Origin of the sequence: Shewanella kaireitica (assembly GCF_023284045.1) — a bacterium.
In the GTDB taxonomy this organism is placed as follows: domain Bacteria; phylum Pseudomonadota; class Gammaproteobacteria; order Enterobacterales; family Shewanellaceae; genus Shewanella; species Shewanella kaireitica.
In genome coordinates this window covers 113,470-131,028 of sequence record NZ_JAKIKQ010000011.1, presented here as the reverse complement: position 1 = coordinate 131,028, position 17,559 = coordinate 113,470, and the positions used below count along the sequence as shown (strand labels likewise).

The 17,559-nt window shown below is 41.8% G+C and carries 11 protein-coding genes; 6 read left to right on the top strand and 5 right to left on the bottom strand.

Translation table 11 applies throughout. The features are described from left to right. Window positions 1-165 precede the first annotated feature (165 nt). Window positions 166-2,505 (top strand): carbohydrate binding family 9 domain-containing protein, encoded by a 2,340-nt coding sequence (locus L2730_RS14250; protein ID WP_248975202.1) that lies wholly within the window; start codon window positions 166-168, stop codon window positions 2,503-2,505. A 48-nt stretch (window positions 2,506-2,553) separates the two neighbouring features. Here L2730_RS14250 and L2730_RS14245 read toward each other — a convergent pair whose 3' ends face one another. Both L2730_RS14245 and L2730_RS14240 read right to left on the bottom strand, forming a co-directional pair. After that, window positions 2,554-3,795 carry a GGDEF domain-containing response regulator gene (locus tag L2730_RS14245; protein WP_248975201.1) on the bottom strand — a complete coding sequence of 414 codons (1,242 nt, stop codon included), beginning with the start codon at window positions 3,793-3,795 and terminating at the stop codon, window positions 2,554-2,556. 176 nt (window positions 3,796-3,971) lie between these two features. Continuing rightward, the gene (locus L2730_RS14240) at window positions 3,972-5,111 is read right to left on the bottom strand and encodes an RDD family protein (RefSeq protein ID WP_248975200.1); all 1,140 of its coding nucleotides are present in this window, start codon (window positions 5,109-5,111) and stop codon (window positions 3,972-3,974) included. 221 nt (window positions 5,112-5,332) lie between these two features. On the opposite strand from L2730_RS14240, the gene cysK reads away from it, so the two are divergent. Beyond that, complete coding sequence (gene cysK, locus L2730_RS14235) at window positions 5,333-6,301, top strand: cysteine synthase A (RefSeq protein WP_220736123.1); 969 nt, start codon at window positions 5,333-5,335, stop codon at window positions 6,299-6,301. 31 nt (window positions 6,302-6,332) lie between these two features. Here the strand turns inward: cysK and L2730_RS14230 are convergent, their stop codons facing one another. Further along, the gene (locus L2730_RS14230) at window positions 6,333-7,010 is read right to left on the bottom strand and encodes a TetR/AcrR family transcriptional regulator (RefSeq protein WP_248975230.1); all 678 of its coding nucleotides are present in this window, start codon (window positions 7,008-7,010) and stop codon (window positions 6,333-6,335) included. 171 nt (window positions 7,011-7,181) lie between these two features. Between L2730_RS14230 and L2730_RS14225 the strand changes: the two genes are divergently transcribed. From L2730_RS14225 to L2730_RS14215, 3 genes are all read left to right on the top strand, one after another. Continuing rightward, window positions 7,182-8,255, top strand: coding sequence for a methyltransferase (locus L2730_RS14225; RefSeq protein WP_248975199.1), 1,074 nt, complete (start codon window positions 7,182-7,184; stop codon window positions 8,253-8,255). Between the two features lie 118 nt (window positions 8,256-8,373). After that, on the top strand, window positions 8,374-9,360 hold the full coding sequence (locus L2730_RS14220; RefSeq protein ID WP_248975198.1) for a TDT family transporter: 987 nt from the start codon (window positions 8,374-8,376) through the stop codon (window positions 9,358-9,360). A 554-nt stretch (window positions 9,361-9,914) separates the two neighbouring features. Beyond that, window positions 9,915-12,611 (top strand): TonB-dependent receptor plug domain-containing protein, encoded by a 2,697-nt coding sequence (locus L2730_RS14215; RefSeq protein ID WP_248975197.1) that lies wholly within the window; start codon window positions 9,915-9,917, stop codon window positions 12,609-12,611. Between the two features lie 109 nt (window positions 12,612-12,720). On the opposite strand, the gene yfcC is transcribed toward L2730_RS14215, so the two are convergent. Continuing rightward, the gene (yfcC, locus tag L2730_RS14210) at window positions 12,721-14,199 is read right to left on the bottom strand and encodes a putative basic amino acid antiporter YfcC (protein ID WP_248975229.1); all 1,479 of its coding nucleotides are present in this window, start codon (window positions 14,197-14,199) and stop codon (window positions 12,721-12,723) included. A 550-nt stretch (window positions 14,200-14,749) separates the two neighbouring features. On the opposite strand from yfcC, the gene L2730_RS14205 reads away from it, so the two are divergent. After that, window positions 14,750-15,664: a LysR substrate-binding domain-containing protein gene (locus L2730_RS14205; RefSeq protein WP_248975196.1), complete on the top strand. Its 915-nt coding sequence runs from the start codon at window positions 14,750-14,752 to the stop codon at window positions 15,662-15,664. 60 nt (window positions 15,665-15,724) lie between these two features. Here the strand turns inward: L2730_RS14205 and focA are convergent, their stop codons facing one another. Continuing rightward, window positions 15,725-17,260: a formate transporter FocA gene (gene focA, locus L2730_RS14200; protein WP_248975228.1), complete on the bottom strand. Its 1,536-nt coding sequence runs from the start codon at window positions 17,258-17,260 to the stop codon at window positions 15,725-15,727. Between the last annotated feature and the right edge of the window lie 299 nt (window positions 17,261-17,559).

Sequence of the window (17,559 nt, the reverse complement as noted above, 5' to 3'; positions counted from 1 at the left end):
TATGAGTATGCTGGGCCATTATCCATATGGCCTAGCGAGTCCAACCCACTTTCGACTTAATTGTTATTCTTCTGAAAATATTTGTAACAAATAGCCTACCTTTTTTATACTTAATTCCATTACAATCCTCACACCCAATTATTCAGCTTTAAATAATAAAAACAAATGAATAAAGCAACCCTACTTGCTAGCTCCGTTGTCTTGTTAATCTCTTGTCATTCTTTGCATGCTAATGCCGGACAGGAGGATCAATTCAATATTGAGATCCCTACACTTTCAGGCAGCATCAAAGTTGATGGCAACTTTGATGAACCACAATGGAAGAATGCCGCAACCACCGAGATAACGATTGAAACGAGTCCCGGTGAAAACATCACTGCGCCAGTAAGAACTGAAGTAAAACTATACTCCACTGACACAAGTCTCTTCTTAGCATTTACAGCTTATGATCCAACGCCATCGCAGATCAGAGCAAATTTGAGCGATCGTGATAGTGTTTGGGGTGATGATTTAGTCGGTATTAAACTCGACACTTTTAATGATGCCCGACTCGCCTATCAATTCTTTGTAAATGCTTACGGCGTGCAGATGGACTCAATCGAAAATGAGCTAACTGGCAGCGAAAGCGATGCTTGGGACGGCATTTGGTATACCGCAGCCCAGCGCACAGAAACGGGTTATCAGGTTGAAATAGAGTTACCCTACCGAGTGCTTAATTTTGATAATAGCGCCGAGCAAAAGTGGGGGGTTGAGCTTGTCAGGTTTTACCCTCGAAATGAACAGCACAGATTGTCTAGTAATCAGATAGACAGAAACAATAGTTGCCAACTGTGTCAATTCGGTGTGATGAGTGGCATGTCTAACTTAGAGCAAGGCAATGATCTACAGATCACGCCATCGGTGGTTTTTAATCGTAACAGTCAACGTCCTCTTGATCTTAATGGTGATTGGGATAGCGAAAATGATATAGAGCCAAGTTTAGATATCCGCTGGGGAATAACTCCAAACACATTGTTGAGTGCCACCATCAACCCAGATTTTTCGCAGGTTGAAGCCGATGCAGGTCAACTCGATATTAATAATACCTTTGCACTGTTTTACCCAGAAAAAAGAGCCTTTTTCCTCGATAATAAAGATTATTTTGATACCCAACTAAACCTGTTGCATACCCGTAATATCGTTTCACCTGACTATGGCATTAAGCTAACCAGTAAAGTGGGTGACCACACGTTTGCCACACTGGCAACGAACGATACTCATACTAACTTTCTAGTGCCGGGGAATTTAAGTTCTGATATCGCCAGTATCAATGAAAAAAGTCAGAATTTTGCTGGTCGCTATCGCTACGACATCGGTAAAGAATTATCGATGGGCGCGCTCGTCACCGCTAAAACCAGCGATGATTACCATAATTATGTCACGAGTGTTGATGTTAAATATCAGCCAACCGATCAAGATACCTTTATAGGTCAATACGTAGTATCGGACACTCAATACCCTTTAGGTTTCTCGCAAACACTGTGCAGTAGCGATGATTGCCTACCGGACATCGACTGTGATTTAAATGACTGCGGCGTCAATGAACGTGTATTGCGCACTAATAGCACAGACTCTATTCGTGGTGACATGTATTTGGCTAAATATGAACACGAAACAAGAAACTGGGATGCTGTAGCGCAATATCAGTCTGTAGCAGAAGACTTTAGAGCCGATCTAGGTTTTATTGAGAAAGTCGATTTCAGTAAATTTGTTGTTGGTGGTGGTTATACTTGGTACCCAGAAAATAGTGGTTTTAGTAAGATAAGGCTCAGTGGCGATTGGGATATCAGTCATAACCAGGCTGGTGAAAAACTAGAACAGGAAGCTGAAGCTAAACTTGCTTTTGACGGTTTATTGCAAAGTTACACCGCATTTGGCGTTGTTAACCGTCAACGTGTAGGAAGGCGTCATGATAGTGCTAGTCTGGCAGTTGAAAACAACACTCAGATGTTTGACGAAACCATGGGCTGGTTCTACGCCAATATGAAACCCACTCGAACCCTATTTGTTGAACTGGATGTCAATTACGGCGATAGCATCGACTTTGCCAACGATCAATTAGGCACTAAGTTTCTACTCAATCCTGGTGTTCGCTGGAATGTTACCGATTCAGTAAAGCTAAATGTATCGCACGTTTACCGAACTATGGATGTTGATGACGGCCGTTTATTTACCGCAAATTTAAGCGATGTGAGATTAAGCTGGTATATCGACATTCATAACTTTATCCGTGTATCCAGCGTCTACACCCATATTGAAAGAGACCCAAGCCTTTACCTTTATGGATCACCGAATAAAGAGCAGCAGAATTTAGGCAATGAGATCCTTTACGGATATAAGCTTAATCCTCAAAGTGTGTTCTATCTTGGCTATTCAGATGGATTAAAGTCTAATGATTCCATCGATTCGTTGATGAAAACTGAAGAAACCTACTTTATGAAAATGAGTTACGCTTGGATTTTATAAACAAGCAGGCTTAGCCAGTAATGGTTAAGCCTTTTTATTATTAGTTGCTTAAGCTATGCACACTAAGTTTCGCCCACCCTCTTTAGCTTCATACAGTGCAACATCTGCTCGTTGCAGCATCTCGTCTACGTTTTCATCGTGATTGAAATTAGCCACACCAATACTAACGGTTATGGTCAACTCACCTTTTGTTGTCATTATCGGTGTGCTTTCCATCTGCATTCTAAATCTATCTAATAGTGCAAATGACTTTTCAACACTTAAGCCTTTAAAGCCGACAACGAATTCTTCACCGCCAAATCGAGCCACTGTAAAATGCTGTGAAAATGAGTGTTTAAGGCGTTTGGCAAATTCAACCAGCACCTCATCTCCCACATCATGGCCATAACCATCATTCACCTTTTTGAAGAAATCGATGTCCATTAAACCGAGTGAAAGCGTACCTTGATTACGGGTAATAGTAGGCAGTTTCTCTTCATAAAGATTAAAAAAGTAACGTCGATTAAATACATTGGTTAAGTAATCGAGGTTAGCTTGCTCCCATAGTTTAGCCATCATATCGAGTGCATCTAGGGTGTTAAGTACTCGACAATGAAACTCTTCGTGCACAAAAGGCTTTTGTAAAAAGTCATTGGCACCATTTTTAATAAACCGTGCGGAGAGGCTTTCGTCACTATCACTGGAAAGTCCAATAATAGCCAACTCTTCTCTGCTGAACTGCTCTCTGACTTTTATAATTAAGCCAAATCCGTCTAGTTGCGGCATATTATAATCAGTGATAAGCAGTTTAATATCTGGATTTTCTTTAAGGGTATCAAGTGCAGCTATACCGTCATCAGCTTCTATCACTTGAAACAAATGTTGTTCTAAAAGGCTACGAATAAACTTTCGGCTCACCATGGAATCATCGGCAACCAATACCTTCACGCTTTGATTGCGTTGCAAACGTCGTACTAACTTAGCAGTATACTCATAGCTAAAGCGGTTTTCTTTAAGTACATAATCAACAATACCTAATTGCAGCAAACGTGATCGTTCTTGGGGATCCCAACTTCCGGTGAGTACGATACAAGGGATCTGTTTTGCCAGTACTAATTTTACAATCTCACCCTCTTGGGCATCCGGAAGATTCAAATCAGTAACGGCCACAAAATAATCATTTTCAGCTAACAGTTTTTTTGCACTGGCTAGATCTGGCGCGACATCGACTTCACAATCTAACTCTTGGGTTAATAAATGGCGCATCACCCGTGATACAACTTGGCTATCTTCAACAACTAAGATCCGCAACTTAACTCTCCTTTAAACCCATACTCCTTTAGCGCATTCGTTAATCGGCCTTTTTGAAAGACTCTTTAATTATTAAATACCTACGCTAAGTGAGAACTTCATCTGCTTTATTGCTGCAATTTTACAAAATACCTGCGCAGCTTAACCCTTACCCATCAAAAACGGTATCAATTATGCTACTTCTCTTCAATTTTCGCATCAACCGATGCATTTAGCGCATTCATATTTAATTGTATGATAGGTGCTTCGATTTCAGGCTTTCTGAGGTCAATAACAACAGTTGCAGATATTTTATCTTGTATCGCTTGTCGATTCGCATCCCAGAATATTTGTAAGAAACCGAGTAAACCTGTGGTAAAACCTGCAGCGTAGCCGCCATAGCGTCCAAAAGCGGCCCATAAAGTGATCTTAGAACCATCCAGCTGAATAACACTAATTCCAAGTAGTTTTTTACCCAATGTTTGCCCGTCAAACCAAGCGGTAAACACCGTAAAATAGAACGCCGCCCAACCAAAACCTAAGCCCATATCGTTTAAAAAACCTATCAACCACGCTAGCGGGCTCGATTGCGGGTTTGCCTCTTCTTCGAAATAAGAGTCATCCTGTAGCTCCTCCCAGTCAACTTTGTTTGTGCTTGAAGCATTATGACTAACAGCATCAGTCTCAGCTTCAACCATCTGCTTAATGCCCTCATCAGCGACAGCGGTTTCAACAGCCGTATACTCAATCTTTAAATCCTTTTTCTGTTTAACTGTAAGTGGAAGTTCATCAATAAGCTCTTCTAGCATACGTGTTTGTTCTGCACTCGAGAGACTCGAATGGTTTAACGCATCTTTTAGGGACGCTAAACGCTTTTGGGCACATGAGTAATCTTGGCAACTTGATGTTGAAATGACTTCAGGAAGATAATTTGCTAATTCGGCAATGGTTTGTATTGTTTCAGGATCTGCTTTATCGGCACTTAATTGAGATTCAACTTGGCTAGTGCCTGAGATATCGTCTTTAGTGTTCCAGTCGTTACCAAGTAACGCATACACCATACCTGCGAGCATGAAGGCATATAACGCCCACTTAACAATGCTCCCCACGGACTTGCTTCTTTTATGAACCAAAACGGTAAGTGCGACCATTAATACAAATATCCAACCCGCATTTTCAGCAAGAGCCGCTACTAGAAGACCATCAACGGTTATTGCTAAGGCGCGTTTCAATGGACTCGCTAATGGTTGATATAAAACATTCGGGGCTATCTCAAATGCATAAGGGGTGACTAACGACTTAGGATCAAGTGTTGATTCAGTCTGCTGTTTTCTCATTAATTTAATCCAGTCATAGTGCGTGCATTACATTGGTCAATGCACCATATTACCACCCAATTAACTTAAGCTTAACAACTGAAACTTATGGTAATTCCACTCATTACGTATAACAGGTAATGCTTTAATAACTAAAAAGAATAAAGAAGAACAAACAATCACTTCTAAAGCAGCGAAAGAGGATTATGCTTTACCTGTGCATTTTAAGGAGCAAGCAGCCCATGAGCAAAATTTTTGAAGACAATTCACAAACAATTGGTAACACGCCACTTGTCCGTTTAAACCGTGTTAGCAAAGGTAATGTTCTTGCCAAGATTGAAGCACGTAACCCAAGTTTCAGTATTAAGTGTCGTATTGGCGCGAATATGATCTGGGACGCTGAGAAAAAAGGTGTTCTGACTCAAGATAAAGAGCTTATCGAGCCAACTTCTGGTAACACAGGGATAGCACTTGCTTATGTAGCGGCTGCAAGAGGCTATAAGCTAACGTTAACTATGCCTAATACTATGAGTTTAGAGCGTAGAAAACTGCTTAAAGCATTAGGCGCAAACTTAGTGTTAACTGAAGGCGCAAAAGGCATGAAAGGTGCCATTGATAAAGCGGAAGAGATCCGTCAGTCAGCACCTGAAAAATACGTGTTATTGCAGCAGTTTAATAACCCTGCAAACCCAGAGATCCACGAAAAAACCACTGGACCCGAGATATGGAATGATACTGACGGCGAAGTTGATGTCATTGTTGCAGGTGTCGGCACAGGCGGAACAATCACAGGTGTGAGCCGTTACATAAAGAATACTCAGGGTAAAGCGATTACTTCTGTAGCTGTTGAGCCAGTTGATTCGCCTGTGATTGCACAAACACTTGCAGGTCAAACAGTTCAACCTGGACCACACAAAATTCAAGGTATTGGCGCTGGATTTATTCCGGGCAACCTAGATCTTGAGCTGATCGACCGTGTTGAAGCTGTATCGAATGAAGACTCTATCGAAATGGCGCATCGACTCATGCAAGAAGAAGGTATTCTCGTCGGGATCTCTTCAGGTGCAGCTGTAGTTGCAGCAAACCGTATTGCAGCGCTACCTGAGTTTGAAGGTAAGAATATTGTTGTTGTATTACCTTCTGCCGCTGAGCGTTACTTATCTTCAGTATTGTTCCAAGGTGAGTTTAGCGACGCTGAAAACGTTCAATAGATCTTAAGCAGATATATCAGAAACCCAAGCATTAGCTTGGGTTTTTTATTGCCTGAATGATATGGCTTACAGTGGTGTGTACTATGTTATTAAGCTCAGCCTTATTCACCTTACCACGCAGTAAGAATTGATATTCCAACAATCGAATAATAGCCAAGATTTGGTGGGCATCTTCAGTTGCAGTTTTTGAACCAAATGCACTAAAAAATGATTTTATGCTCTGCAGTAATGTTTCTTCGAGTAAGATAATAGCTTTAGCAAGCTCGGGATTACGTAGTGCTTCTTCGTGAAAAGCATGCTCTAGAATACGGTCATCAGGTTGAGTTAACTGCGCTTCTATATGATCACAGATAAATTCAGTTAACTGCTCCACCACTAACGTTTGCAGTTCAGATTTAGTTAGGTTCTGGCTCACTTCGGCCATACTGTTGAGCAAGGTATAACTTTGCTCTTCTAACACTTTATTCATCCATAGCGTTTTTTCAGCGAAAAACGTTAAAGCATCACTAATGAGATCTTTAATATCTTTAAAGTAATAAGTAGTAGAAGCTAAAGGCACTCCTGCCTCTGCTGCAACCGCTCGATGACGCACGCCACGGATCCCCTCTTTAACGATTAAGCGCAATGTCGCCTCTAGAATCGCTTTCCGTCTTGCTTGCCCATCACTTCGGCTTGATTGTCGACCAACGTAGGTCAGTGGTACGAGCATGGCACTTCCTTTACACGAATATTCAATCTGACTTGAACCACCCATTAACAGCAACTGGAAACTAATCTTATCTAAAACAACTCGAAGCAAGATCCAGTTCAAACTATATTCAGACTGTAACATGTAACATACGCCTCCCCTAATTCGGTAACAGCTACATCGGTCTAATTTATGTCATTCTATCGCTCTCCTCTATCAATCAGCGCATTTGATGCCAAGTTTGAAGCTCAGAAAATTGCCTTCGCCCCTATCAGCTTTCAAGTTGCTCGTTGCTTATTGAAATTTGATGTCTTACATCAAATATCCGAGAGTGGCACAGATGGTTGCAGCATAAATGATTTAGCAAAGCAGTCAGTACTTTCTGACTATGCCCTAGGTGTACTGGTCGATATGGGACTGAGCATGGGCTTGTTATATCTAAATAAAGAAGCCTATGTACTAGATAAGATTGGTCATTTTTTACTGCATGATGACATGGCACAAACCAATTTAAATTTTACCCATGATGTCTGCTATCAAGGGTTATTTGAATTGGAAGCTTCTTTACTCGAAGGTAAGCCAAAAGGGCTGGCCTCACAGGGTGAGTGGCAAACAATCTATCCAGGCTTGAGTCAATTACCAGATGATATTAAAAAGAGCTGGTTTGAGTTTGATCACTACTATTCAGATCATGCATTCGAAACTTTATTACCACTCATTTTCAAAGGTCAGCCAAAGCATATTGTGGATGTAGGTGGAAACACGGGAAAATGGGCATTAGCCTGCACTAAATTCAATCGTGAAGTTGCTGTTACCATCATGGATCTTCCCGGGCAGCTAGAAGTCGCGATGCAGAACGCTGCTGATAATGGGGTAGCTGATAGGATAAGCGCCTTTGCAACAGATTTACTCGATGAAAGTAAACCATTTTGTGAAACAGGCAACCTCTACTGGATGAGCCAGTTTTTAGACTGCTTTTCTGAAACGGAAATTCTCAGTATTCTAAAACGTGCCGTTTCAGTCATGGAAACAAACAGCGAACTATGCATCCTAGAAACCTTCTGGGATCGTCAGCCATTTGAAGCAGGCGCTTTTTGTGTCAATGCCACTTCAATCTATTTCACCGCGATTGCCAATGGCAATAGTCGCATGTACCACAGTAAAACGTTACTCAGCCTTATTAGCCAAGCAGGACTTTTTGTAGATGAAGATATCGACAATATCGGACTTGGGCACACGCTACTACGTTGCAAACTGAAACCATGATTTAAATGCACATCAATAAATTAAGTAATTCTTAAGCTAAGGTTAACATCAATTCAATTTATTTTATTTACTGGTGATTCTAAAATACATCCATAGAGATAAGGTTTTGGAGAACACAATGACTGTTACAAATAACAAACTAACACATAGAGTATCACGCTTACCGAGTCCAATGGCTGGTTTGGCACTGGCCATAGCCAGCCTTGGTTGGACTTGGGAGAGCATGTTCCCTGAGCTTGGTGGTAATGCACAGTTAGCCGGTGCACTCATTGCATCAGTGTTGCTAGCCATGTTGGTTGCTAAGTTCGTTTTGCACCCTAAAGTGCTAATCGAAGAGCTCTCTCACCCAGTGATTGGCAGCGTTATTCCAACTTTTGCGATGGGATTAATGGTTGTTTCCGCAGCGATTGGACAATTTAGCCAAGGTGCCGCTTTAACACTATGGTTAACAGCGATTAGCATTCATATCATCTTTCTATTTATGTTTATCTATAATAGAGCCATTGATTTCAAGCTAAGCCATATGGTTCCGAGTTGGTTTGTTCCACCTATCGGCATGATAGTAGCAGCAGTTTCTTTTCCACATGGAGAACTATTACAAGTACAAAACCACTGGATTGCCAACGCCATTGTTGACTTTGGCATGTTAAGTTATTTAGTGATGCTTCCTATTATGCTTTACAGATTGATATTTTGTGAACCGATTGCTGAAGCTGCAAAACCAACAATTGCAATTTTGGCCGCACCTGCAAGCCTATCATTAGCGGGTTACTTAACAATATCAAATCAGCCTTCTTTAATTATTGTTGCTGTTTTATTAACCGTTGCACTGTTAATGACAAGTATTATTTACTTAGCCTTTTTCAATTTATTAAAACTACCGTTCACCCCAGGTTATGCAGCATTTACTTTCCCAATGGTTATCGGCGCAACCGCATTATTTAAAACTGTCACTTGGATAGTAAGTACATATGGAGAAAGCATCTTATCGATGATCTTGTTAATAACCGCAAAATTTGAACTAGTGATTGCAACCATCATCGTGATCTATGTAGCAGTAAGATATTTGCGTCATTACAAAACGGCATTTAATATGCCGCAATAAGGTTAACTTATTATAATGAGTGACTCTCAATCGATAGAATAAAGTGTAATACAGCAAGCCAAACTGCTCTATCTTCGCCTCAAAAACTTACATGACCGCAACAACAAGCCATTTCTAGCCACACCAGTAACGTGACCGGCGTCACAAATTGAAATATATCTATTCGAGATTAATACTTTTTATCTACATAAACTGTATCGACATTGTTAACAACCAAAACCTTTTAAAAGCAAAATCACAACAAGAAAACAACCAAATATCAACACCGAGGTTGAATCGAGATTAATTAACAACCAAAAAATAAACAACAATTCAATAACACCACAACTTGTTACAACATAGATAGTAAATTGTTAATAAAAATCAGTAAAAAAATACTCCGTAATTAATCTTATAACCTCATCACAGCTGTAACTAGATTGTTGCCACAGTTATTTAATTATGGTTCTATTCGGATGGGATTCATCTTCTTGTTTACATTTAAGTTACCTTAAGAAGGTGGTTCTAATTAAAATAAAACATATAATTAATATAAGTTTCCAGGGAGTAATACAATGCAAGTTAATTCAAGATTGGCCAAAGCAGTACGCTTTGCGTTAGTGGGTGGTGCAGCAACAGCAGCACTTAGCTCGCCAGTAGTTCTTGCGGCTGATGCAGAAAGTGCAGATAAAGTTGAGCGAATTCAAGTTACCGGTTCTCGTATTAAACGAACTGATATGGAAACGGCAACGCCTGTAACAGTGCTAAGTGCCGATGACATGGCAAAGCAAGGCTTTACCAATATTCAAGATGCACTTCAAAGCCTAACATCTACAACTGGTGCGATGACAACACAATCAGTTCATGGTTTTACTCCTGCTGCTTCATCTATCAGCTTACGTAATGCTGGTGCTAACCGTACATTGACGCTTATTGATGGTAAACGTCTAAACCAGTATCCAAAACCTGCTGGCGGCACAGATAACTTCGTTGATACAGCTAACCTTCCAATGGAAGCAGTTGCTCGAATCGAAGTTCTACAATCAGGTGGTTCAGCCATTTACGGCGCTGATGCAATTGGTGGTGTTATTAACATCATTTTGAAGAAAGACTTCGACGGTGCTGCACTTAAGTATCGCCACGGTGATACCACCAATGGCGGTGGCATGAATGATAGAATCGCTTTCTCTATCGGTTCATCTTCAGACAAAGGTAACGTTTCGACATTTATCGAATATACAAACAACGAAGTACTTCGAGCGACAGATCGTGAAAACTTTGGCTTAGATACAGATAAAGTTCCTCACAGTGAGTTCTCACAGTACAGCTCATACGGTGCACGTATTGCAGGCGCGAGCAAAGGCGCTAGTGGTGCACGCGCACTGACTGCTGAAGAATGTACAGCTGGTGGATTCTTCTGGGATGCAGCACGCAGTATTTGTGGTTATGATCGTTCAAAGCAACGTGATCTTGAGCCTGAAAGCTACCGTTTTATCAGCACAACCAACTTCAACTATGAACTGGCTGACGATATCACTTTCTTAGGCCGTTTAGATTTTGCGCAAGCTAAATCGACCACGAACATTGAGCCAATGGCGATCAATGACTACGACATTAAAGTGGCTGGCAATGACGTAACTGTTTCGGGCGCTGGTGGACTAAGTAAGACTTTCAACGATAAATCTACTGCACTCGGCGGTGATTTCGCTAATGCGACAGATGGTGATTACTACTACGTTCGTCGTTTACATGAGTTTGGCAACCGTACTGGCGAGACCAATACCCGTAACTACTTCTTCACTGCTGGCCTTGAAGGCACTATCGCTGATGAGTATAACTGGGATGCTTCTGTAAACTACGGTCGTACAAACGTTGATGTTTACCGTGGCGGCTATGCGACTATCGCAGGTATGTTTGACTACATCACAGCTGGCGAAAATGGTAATTCTTTACTTGAGAATATGTCTAGCGCAGACGTAGAAGACGCTTCTTACACACCTTTTGAGCAAGCGCAATCTACACAGAAAAACATTCAGGCTAACATCACAGGTTTAGCATTTGAGTTACCAGCTGGTGACGCAATGTTTGCATTTGGTGCAGAGTACACTGAACAAGATTACCAAACAGATTCAGATTCTGAATCTAAGAAAGGTAATATCTTAACGACTGGCGGTTCTTCAGGAAACGGTGAGCGTGATTTCTGGGCAACTTATGCAGAGCTAAGCATGCCTGTTCTTGACCAGCTAACCATCGATGTTGCTCTACGTTATGATGAATATAGCGATGTTGGCGGTAACCTTTCACCACAGCTAACTGTTGAATATCGTCCTCTTGATGAACTACTCGTTCGTGGTTCTATCAGCAGCGTATTCCGTGCACCAGATATGCACCGAGTATATGGTGACCCAACTCAAGGCTTTACACAGGTAATCGATTTCAAACAGTGCGCAGCAATGGGCGGAACTCCAGGTGAGCCAAACTCAAACCCAACTATCAATGAAGTGTGTAACGAGCTGCACATTGATATTACAACGGGTGCTAACAAAGATCTTGAAGCTGAAACAGGTTACACAGCAAACATTGGTACAGTTTGGGGTGGCGATTCACTCAATGCTTCTGTAGATCTTTGGGAGTGGAAGCTTGATGATATGGTTAGTGACATCAGCGCTTCAAAAGCCGCTCGTGAATATGACCTATATGAAGACATGATCACTCGAGATGCTGACGGAACCATCACTCACATCAACTCAGTGGCTCAAAACCTTGCGTACCAAAAAGTACGTGGTCTAGACGTTACTGCGGGATATGGTTGGGATCTAGATGCCATTGGTGAGTTTAAACTAAACTTTAATGGTACTTACATCTTAATGTCAGAAGGTCAATTAGACCCAACAGCTGAAATTGATGATGATATCTACAACGGTGGACTACCTCAGTACAGAGCCAACCTTGTACTGGGTTACTTCCTAGAAGACTTTGAAGCAACACTTGGTGCATACCACACTGCGCGTATGCACGGTACTGCTTACAAGTCGTTTGCTGAAGGCGGTGAAGGCGAAGAAAGTGATTACGAAGTAGCATCACTCACTAAGTGGAACCTAACTGCAGGTTACAACTTTACTGACAACATCAAAGTATCAACAGGTCTAATCAACATGTTTGATGCGGGTCCTAACTTTGACCCAACAAACACTTCATGGCCACATTACCCACGTAGCGTATACAACGCCCGTGGACAAGAGTGGTTCATTGAAGGTGAAGTTAAGTTCTAAACTCTGTTGAACTAAGCGCACTGTATAGCGCTTAATCAAACATAAAAAAATGGCATCCTAGGATGCCATTTTTTATTGTCTTAACTAACACAAATACTGAGCAATTTGCTTAGCTAAACCCCATATAGTGGGCAGTAATAACAATCACGCTAGAGACAAAAAACAGCCCTAACATAAAGCGCCAAATAAACTTAAGCCACTGGCCCCAATCAACTCGGCAAACTCCTAGTGTGGCCATCAATGAAGCTGATGTTGGCACTAATACATTCGTAAAACCGTCCCCTAATTGAAACGCCAACACAGCAACTTGTCTAGTGACTCCAACAATATCAGCAAGCGGTGCCATCAACGGCATTGTCAGCGCGGCTTGACCCGAACCTGAGGTCACAAAAAAGTTAAACACTGCCTGGAACACAAACATAAACCAAGCTGACATCACACTTGGCAGCTGGCCAATAAATTCACCAGAGCTACTCAGTATAGTATTGAGTACACTTGGGTTAGCGGCATTACTGCCTCCGAGTAATAATAGTATTCCCGATGCACAGCCGACTAAAACTGCAGGTTCAAGCATTGTAGATGCCCCTTGCTTGAAGCTAGTGGCGACTTTATTAACCGTCAGCTTATTGAGCTTAAAAACAACACCGATGATGCCGACAACAATGCCCATTGCAAAAAACTGACTCGCGATTTCAGGGATAAACCAAGCATTAACCACCACGCCCCAGATAATCCAGGCAACAGTTGCAACAATGGTTAATAACACTAGAATGTCGCCAATATTAAAACGGCTATCGAGTTTTGCATCACTGGCATTATCACGAAAATACTGATCGCTTTGATGACTGTATGAGAGCTCTGGCTTAGCTTTTATTTTTGCTGCGTAGCGCATAGTAAATATAAGCCCCATTAGTGTGAAACCTAACCACATAGCAACACGTACGCTTGAACCAGACAACACTGGAACATCGGCAATGCCTTGGGCTATAGCGACACTAAATGGATTCATCCATGAACTCGCAAAACCTATTTGAGTGGCAACATAGGTCACCATCACAGTGGTTATACCGTCGTAACCAAGTCTTATCATTAACGGACAGATAATAATCGCAAAGGCTATCGCCTCCTCACCCATCCCAAATACTGCCCCGCCCAATGAAAACAAGGTAAAGATAACCGGTATAAAAAGTGTTTCATTGCCTTGAGTTTTATCGATAAGTTTTAAAATGCCGTTATCGATGGTTCCTGTCGCCATAACAATGCCAAAGGCGCCGCCAATAACGAGCATAAACATGATCACACCAATGGCGCTGCCCCACTTGGAACCAGATACGAGCCCTTCAAAAGCAAAGTTAAAGAAACCTATGCCTCCACCGCCAGTAAATAAACTTACCGGCTGCAACATAGGCTGACCATCATCGTTTAACTGATAAGCAAAGGAGTTGGGGTCAACCACGCTACGGCTCTTTTCTACACCGTCAATCACGTAGCTCACCTGCTGAGTTTCAAATGAGCCAACAGGAATGAAATAGGTCATTACAGCGGCAAGCAGTGCCACAAAGAAAATGATCACCAAGGTATCAGGCATCTGCCATGCCCTATTTACAGTTTGAGAACTACTGCTATTAGGGACTAGTGGTTCTGTGGTCGAAGGTTGTTGCTGAGCAGGGGGAACTTGGTGCATTTGATGGCCGTATTGTTGTTATTTGGCAGCAAATATAAACCAATGTCAGTGCTTTATCTATGGGTGGTTAATCGGCAGTCAGTAAAAAATGGAGCTATGACCATATCCCTCTATAGGAAAGGGCTAAAACGATGCCACTGAACAGGCGTTTCAACAAAAATGAGCTAAATGGAGGCCTAGCTGTCATGTTGAAAAAGTGTACAAACAGGCTTAACAGGGAAGGAGAGCATATTTGCAACAATTTTCACTCAAATAGATTACCTTATTGATATAACAAAGAACGCATCAGCATCACACTATATATAGAATAGTGAACCTAATCTAAGTTATTCATTGCTAACGTCAACTTGGCTTGTTTGGTACTTGATCACCACCTAGAATCATACTTAACGACCATCAAATAAATTGATAGTTTCCCTTTAGATATTTTTCGAGTAGGAAAACAGTAGGTACAATGAAGTATTCTCTTAAACAAATTATGGTTTTCGACGCTGTTGCCAGTCTCGAAAGTGTCAGTGCTGCGGCTAGAAAACTGTCGATGACGCAATCAGCTGTAAGTATGTCGTTGGGACAATTAGAGAATTTACTTGGGCGTCCGCTCTTCATTCGTCAGGGTAATCGTTTAACCCTGAGCCATTGGGGGAACTGGCTGCGTCCAAAAGCCAGACGTCTGTTACAAGATGCACAGCAAATTGAATTAGGCCTGCATGAACAACATCTTATAAGCGGTAGGTTTAGGATCTGCTCTAGCCAAACAGCGGCTGAACACCTGCTACCCGAGCTTATCAGCAAAATTGATACCGACTTCCCCGAATTACGCATTGACTTGATGGTAGAAAATACTGAAAACGTGATTGAGGGCTTACTTAATTATGAATACGATTTTGGTATAATCGAAGGACGCAACGACGATAGCCGGCTGCATCAAGAGCAGTGGCTCGATGATCACCTTGTAGTGGTCTCATCACCTCACCACCCTTATGCTAAATCAAAATCAGCAAGTTTAGCGCAACTAGAACAAGCAAAATGGGTGCTTCGAGAGCAAGGAGCAGGCACAAGACGCATTTTTGAAGGTGCGATTCATGGCATCATTGAAAAACTGCACGTGTGGAAAGAGTATGAATATGTATCGCTGCTTAAGGCCCTTGTCAAGAATGGACCTTACTTAAGCAGTTTGCCCTATTTAGATGTAGAGAAAGAGATAGCCAATGGGGAGTTAATAGTGTTATCGACCCCAGAGCTAAACATGCAACGCCATCTTTCATTTGTCTGGCGCAATGATGCAGGTGAGAATCCACTTAGAGATTGTGTTATTACCGAGGCCAGACGTTTGAGCCGTAATAGAGTCGCTGTTAAAAAAAACCGCTAAACTAGCGATAACACAAAGAGGAGTTCCCTCCTCTTTGTCCTTTCTTAAACTCTGATCTATTTAGAATTTATAGACTTCACAGACTTTTTGCGCGATATCTTCCCGTGTAATAACACCACATAATATGCCGCCTTCAACCACAGGGAACACACTAGGTTTACTAGCATTAGCCCCTCTTAGGCGCTCTTCGTAGCTTTTGAATGTGTTGCCAATCAGCATTCCACTGTCATTAACCGGAAATAATTTTTTTCTATCTACAACCATAAGCTCTATCAAATCAGCAACCGCATCTGACGGCGATACCGTCAATACTTGAGTTTGCATCAGATCTGCGACTTTAAAACTTACACCACGGGCGAACTCTTCTGACCATAAGCTGCGTAAAAGGTCTTGTTGTGAAACAAAACCAAGTAACTGTTGCTGCTCGTTAATAACAGGCGCGCCTCGGCTCGCACTTTCAGTAAGACGCTTTAACCCTTCGTATACGGAAATGTCAGCTGTCAGTGTAAATGGGGCAGGATTCATTAGGTCGCTAACATTTAGTTTTTGTATTGTTTTAGGCATATTTTTTACTCCAGAAGATAGGTAGGCACTTTTAGGACTTTGCGCCAGTGAAGGTTCAGCAAAGGTTTGTTCTACAAAATGTGTTTGGTTATTTTTTTCGAGATCTGACAATGAAATGACTTCAGCCAAGCTCGAGTGTTTATGTTGTGTCATTGAAAGCAGAGATGGACTTGGGTTAGCTTTTTCAATTAACCAGTAGCCTAAGCCAACAAACAGCCCCCCACCGACAATATTGCCGAGTGTCACCGGTATTAAGTTATTGAAAATAAAATTAGTCACTGTTAAGTCGCTAAATTGTTCTTGAGTGACATTTAGCGCAGCAAACCAAGCTGGGTCTGAAATATTCGCCAGCACTATGCCTAAAGGCACCATGAATAGGTTGGCGATACTGTGTTCAAAGCCGCTGCTAACAAACATCGCCACAGGTAGCATAAGTAATATCGCTTTGGTTAATGCGTCTTTACTGGAAAAAGTCATCCAAACACCAAGGCATACCAACATATTACAGAGCATTCCCAGCACGAAAGCTTGCCACCAACCGTGATGCAACTTATGTTGGGCGATGTTAAGTGCATTGAGTCCCCAATGACTATCATTTAAATTCTGCATCCCGGCGACAATAATCAATAACAGCATTAGCATTGCACCAATAAAGTTACCGACATAAACTCGCCCCCAGCATTTAAGCAGTGACTGCGTTGTAACTTGTTTTTGTGCCCAAGCGACGCTGCTTAACACTGTACTGGTGAATAGCTCACCACCACAGATCACTACCAGCATTAACCCAAGACTAAACGCTAAGCCTCCAGCGAGCCTCATTAAGCCCCAAGGCCCGGTACTGCCAGTAGTGACAGTGATATAAAACACAAATGCTAATGCGATAAATGCGCCGGCAAATACTGCCAAACCGAAAGACTGCCAATGGGCCTTTACCACTTTATCCGCGCCATAGCGCTCTGCTTGCTGATACATACTCGGCTTTAACGCACTCTTTTGCGATAGAGGGCTTTCTACTTGCTCAATTATTGGCATCTGCTTTGTATGGCTATTTGCTGCCATGCTGCCCCCTTACTGTGACGTAACAGTAAGTCACTAGATCTACACTCATCCCACACTCCAGTTATTCAAAACGTACTCTTGTTCTAAGCACAAATTACCCGAAGCAATGACACAATAAAATTTGATAATAATGATGGACACAATCATTAATTTTGATACAAGTAAAAGGCCACCTGAAGATGTTAATTGTGTTACCAGAACACATAATCACAATTATATCGTTGATTTTTAGGCGCATTTTAAAATTTGACTTACATGCGGCGACTGAATTT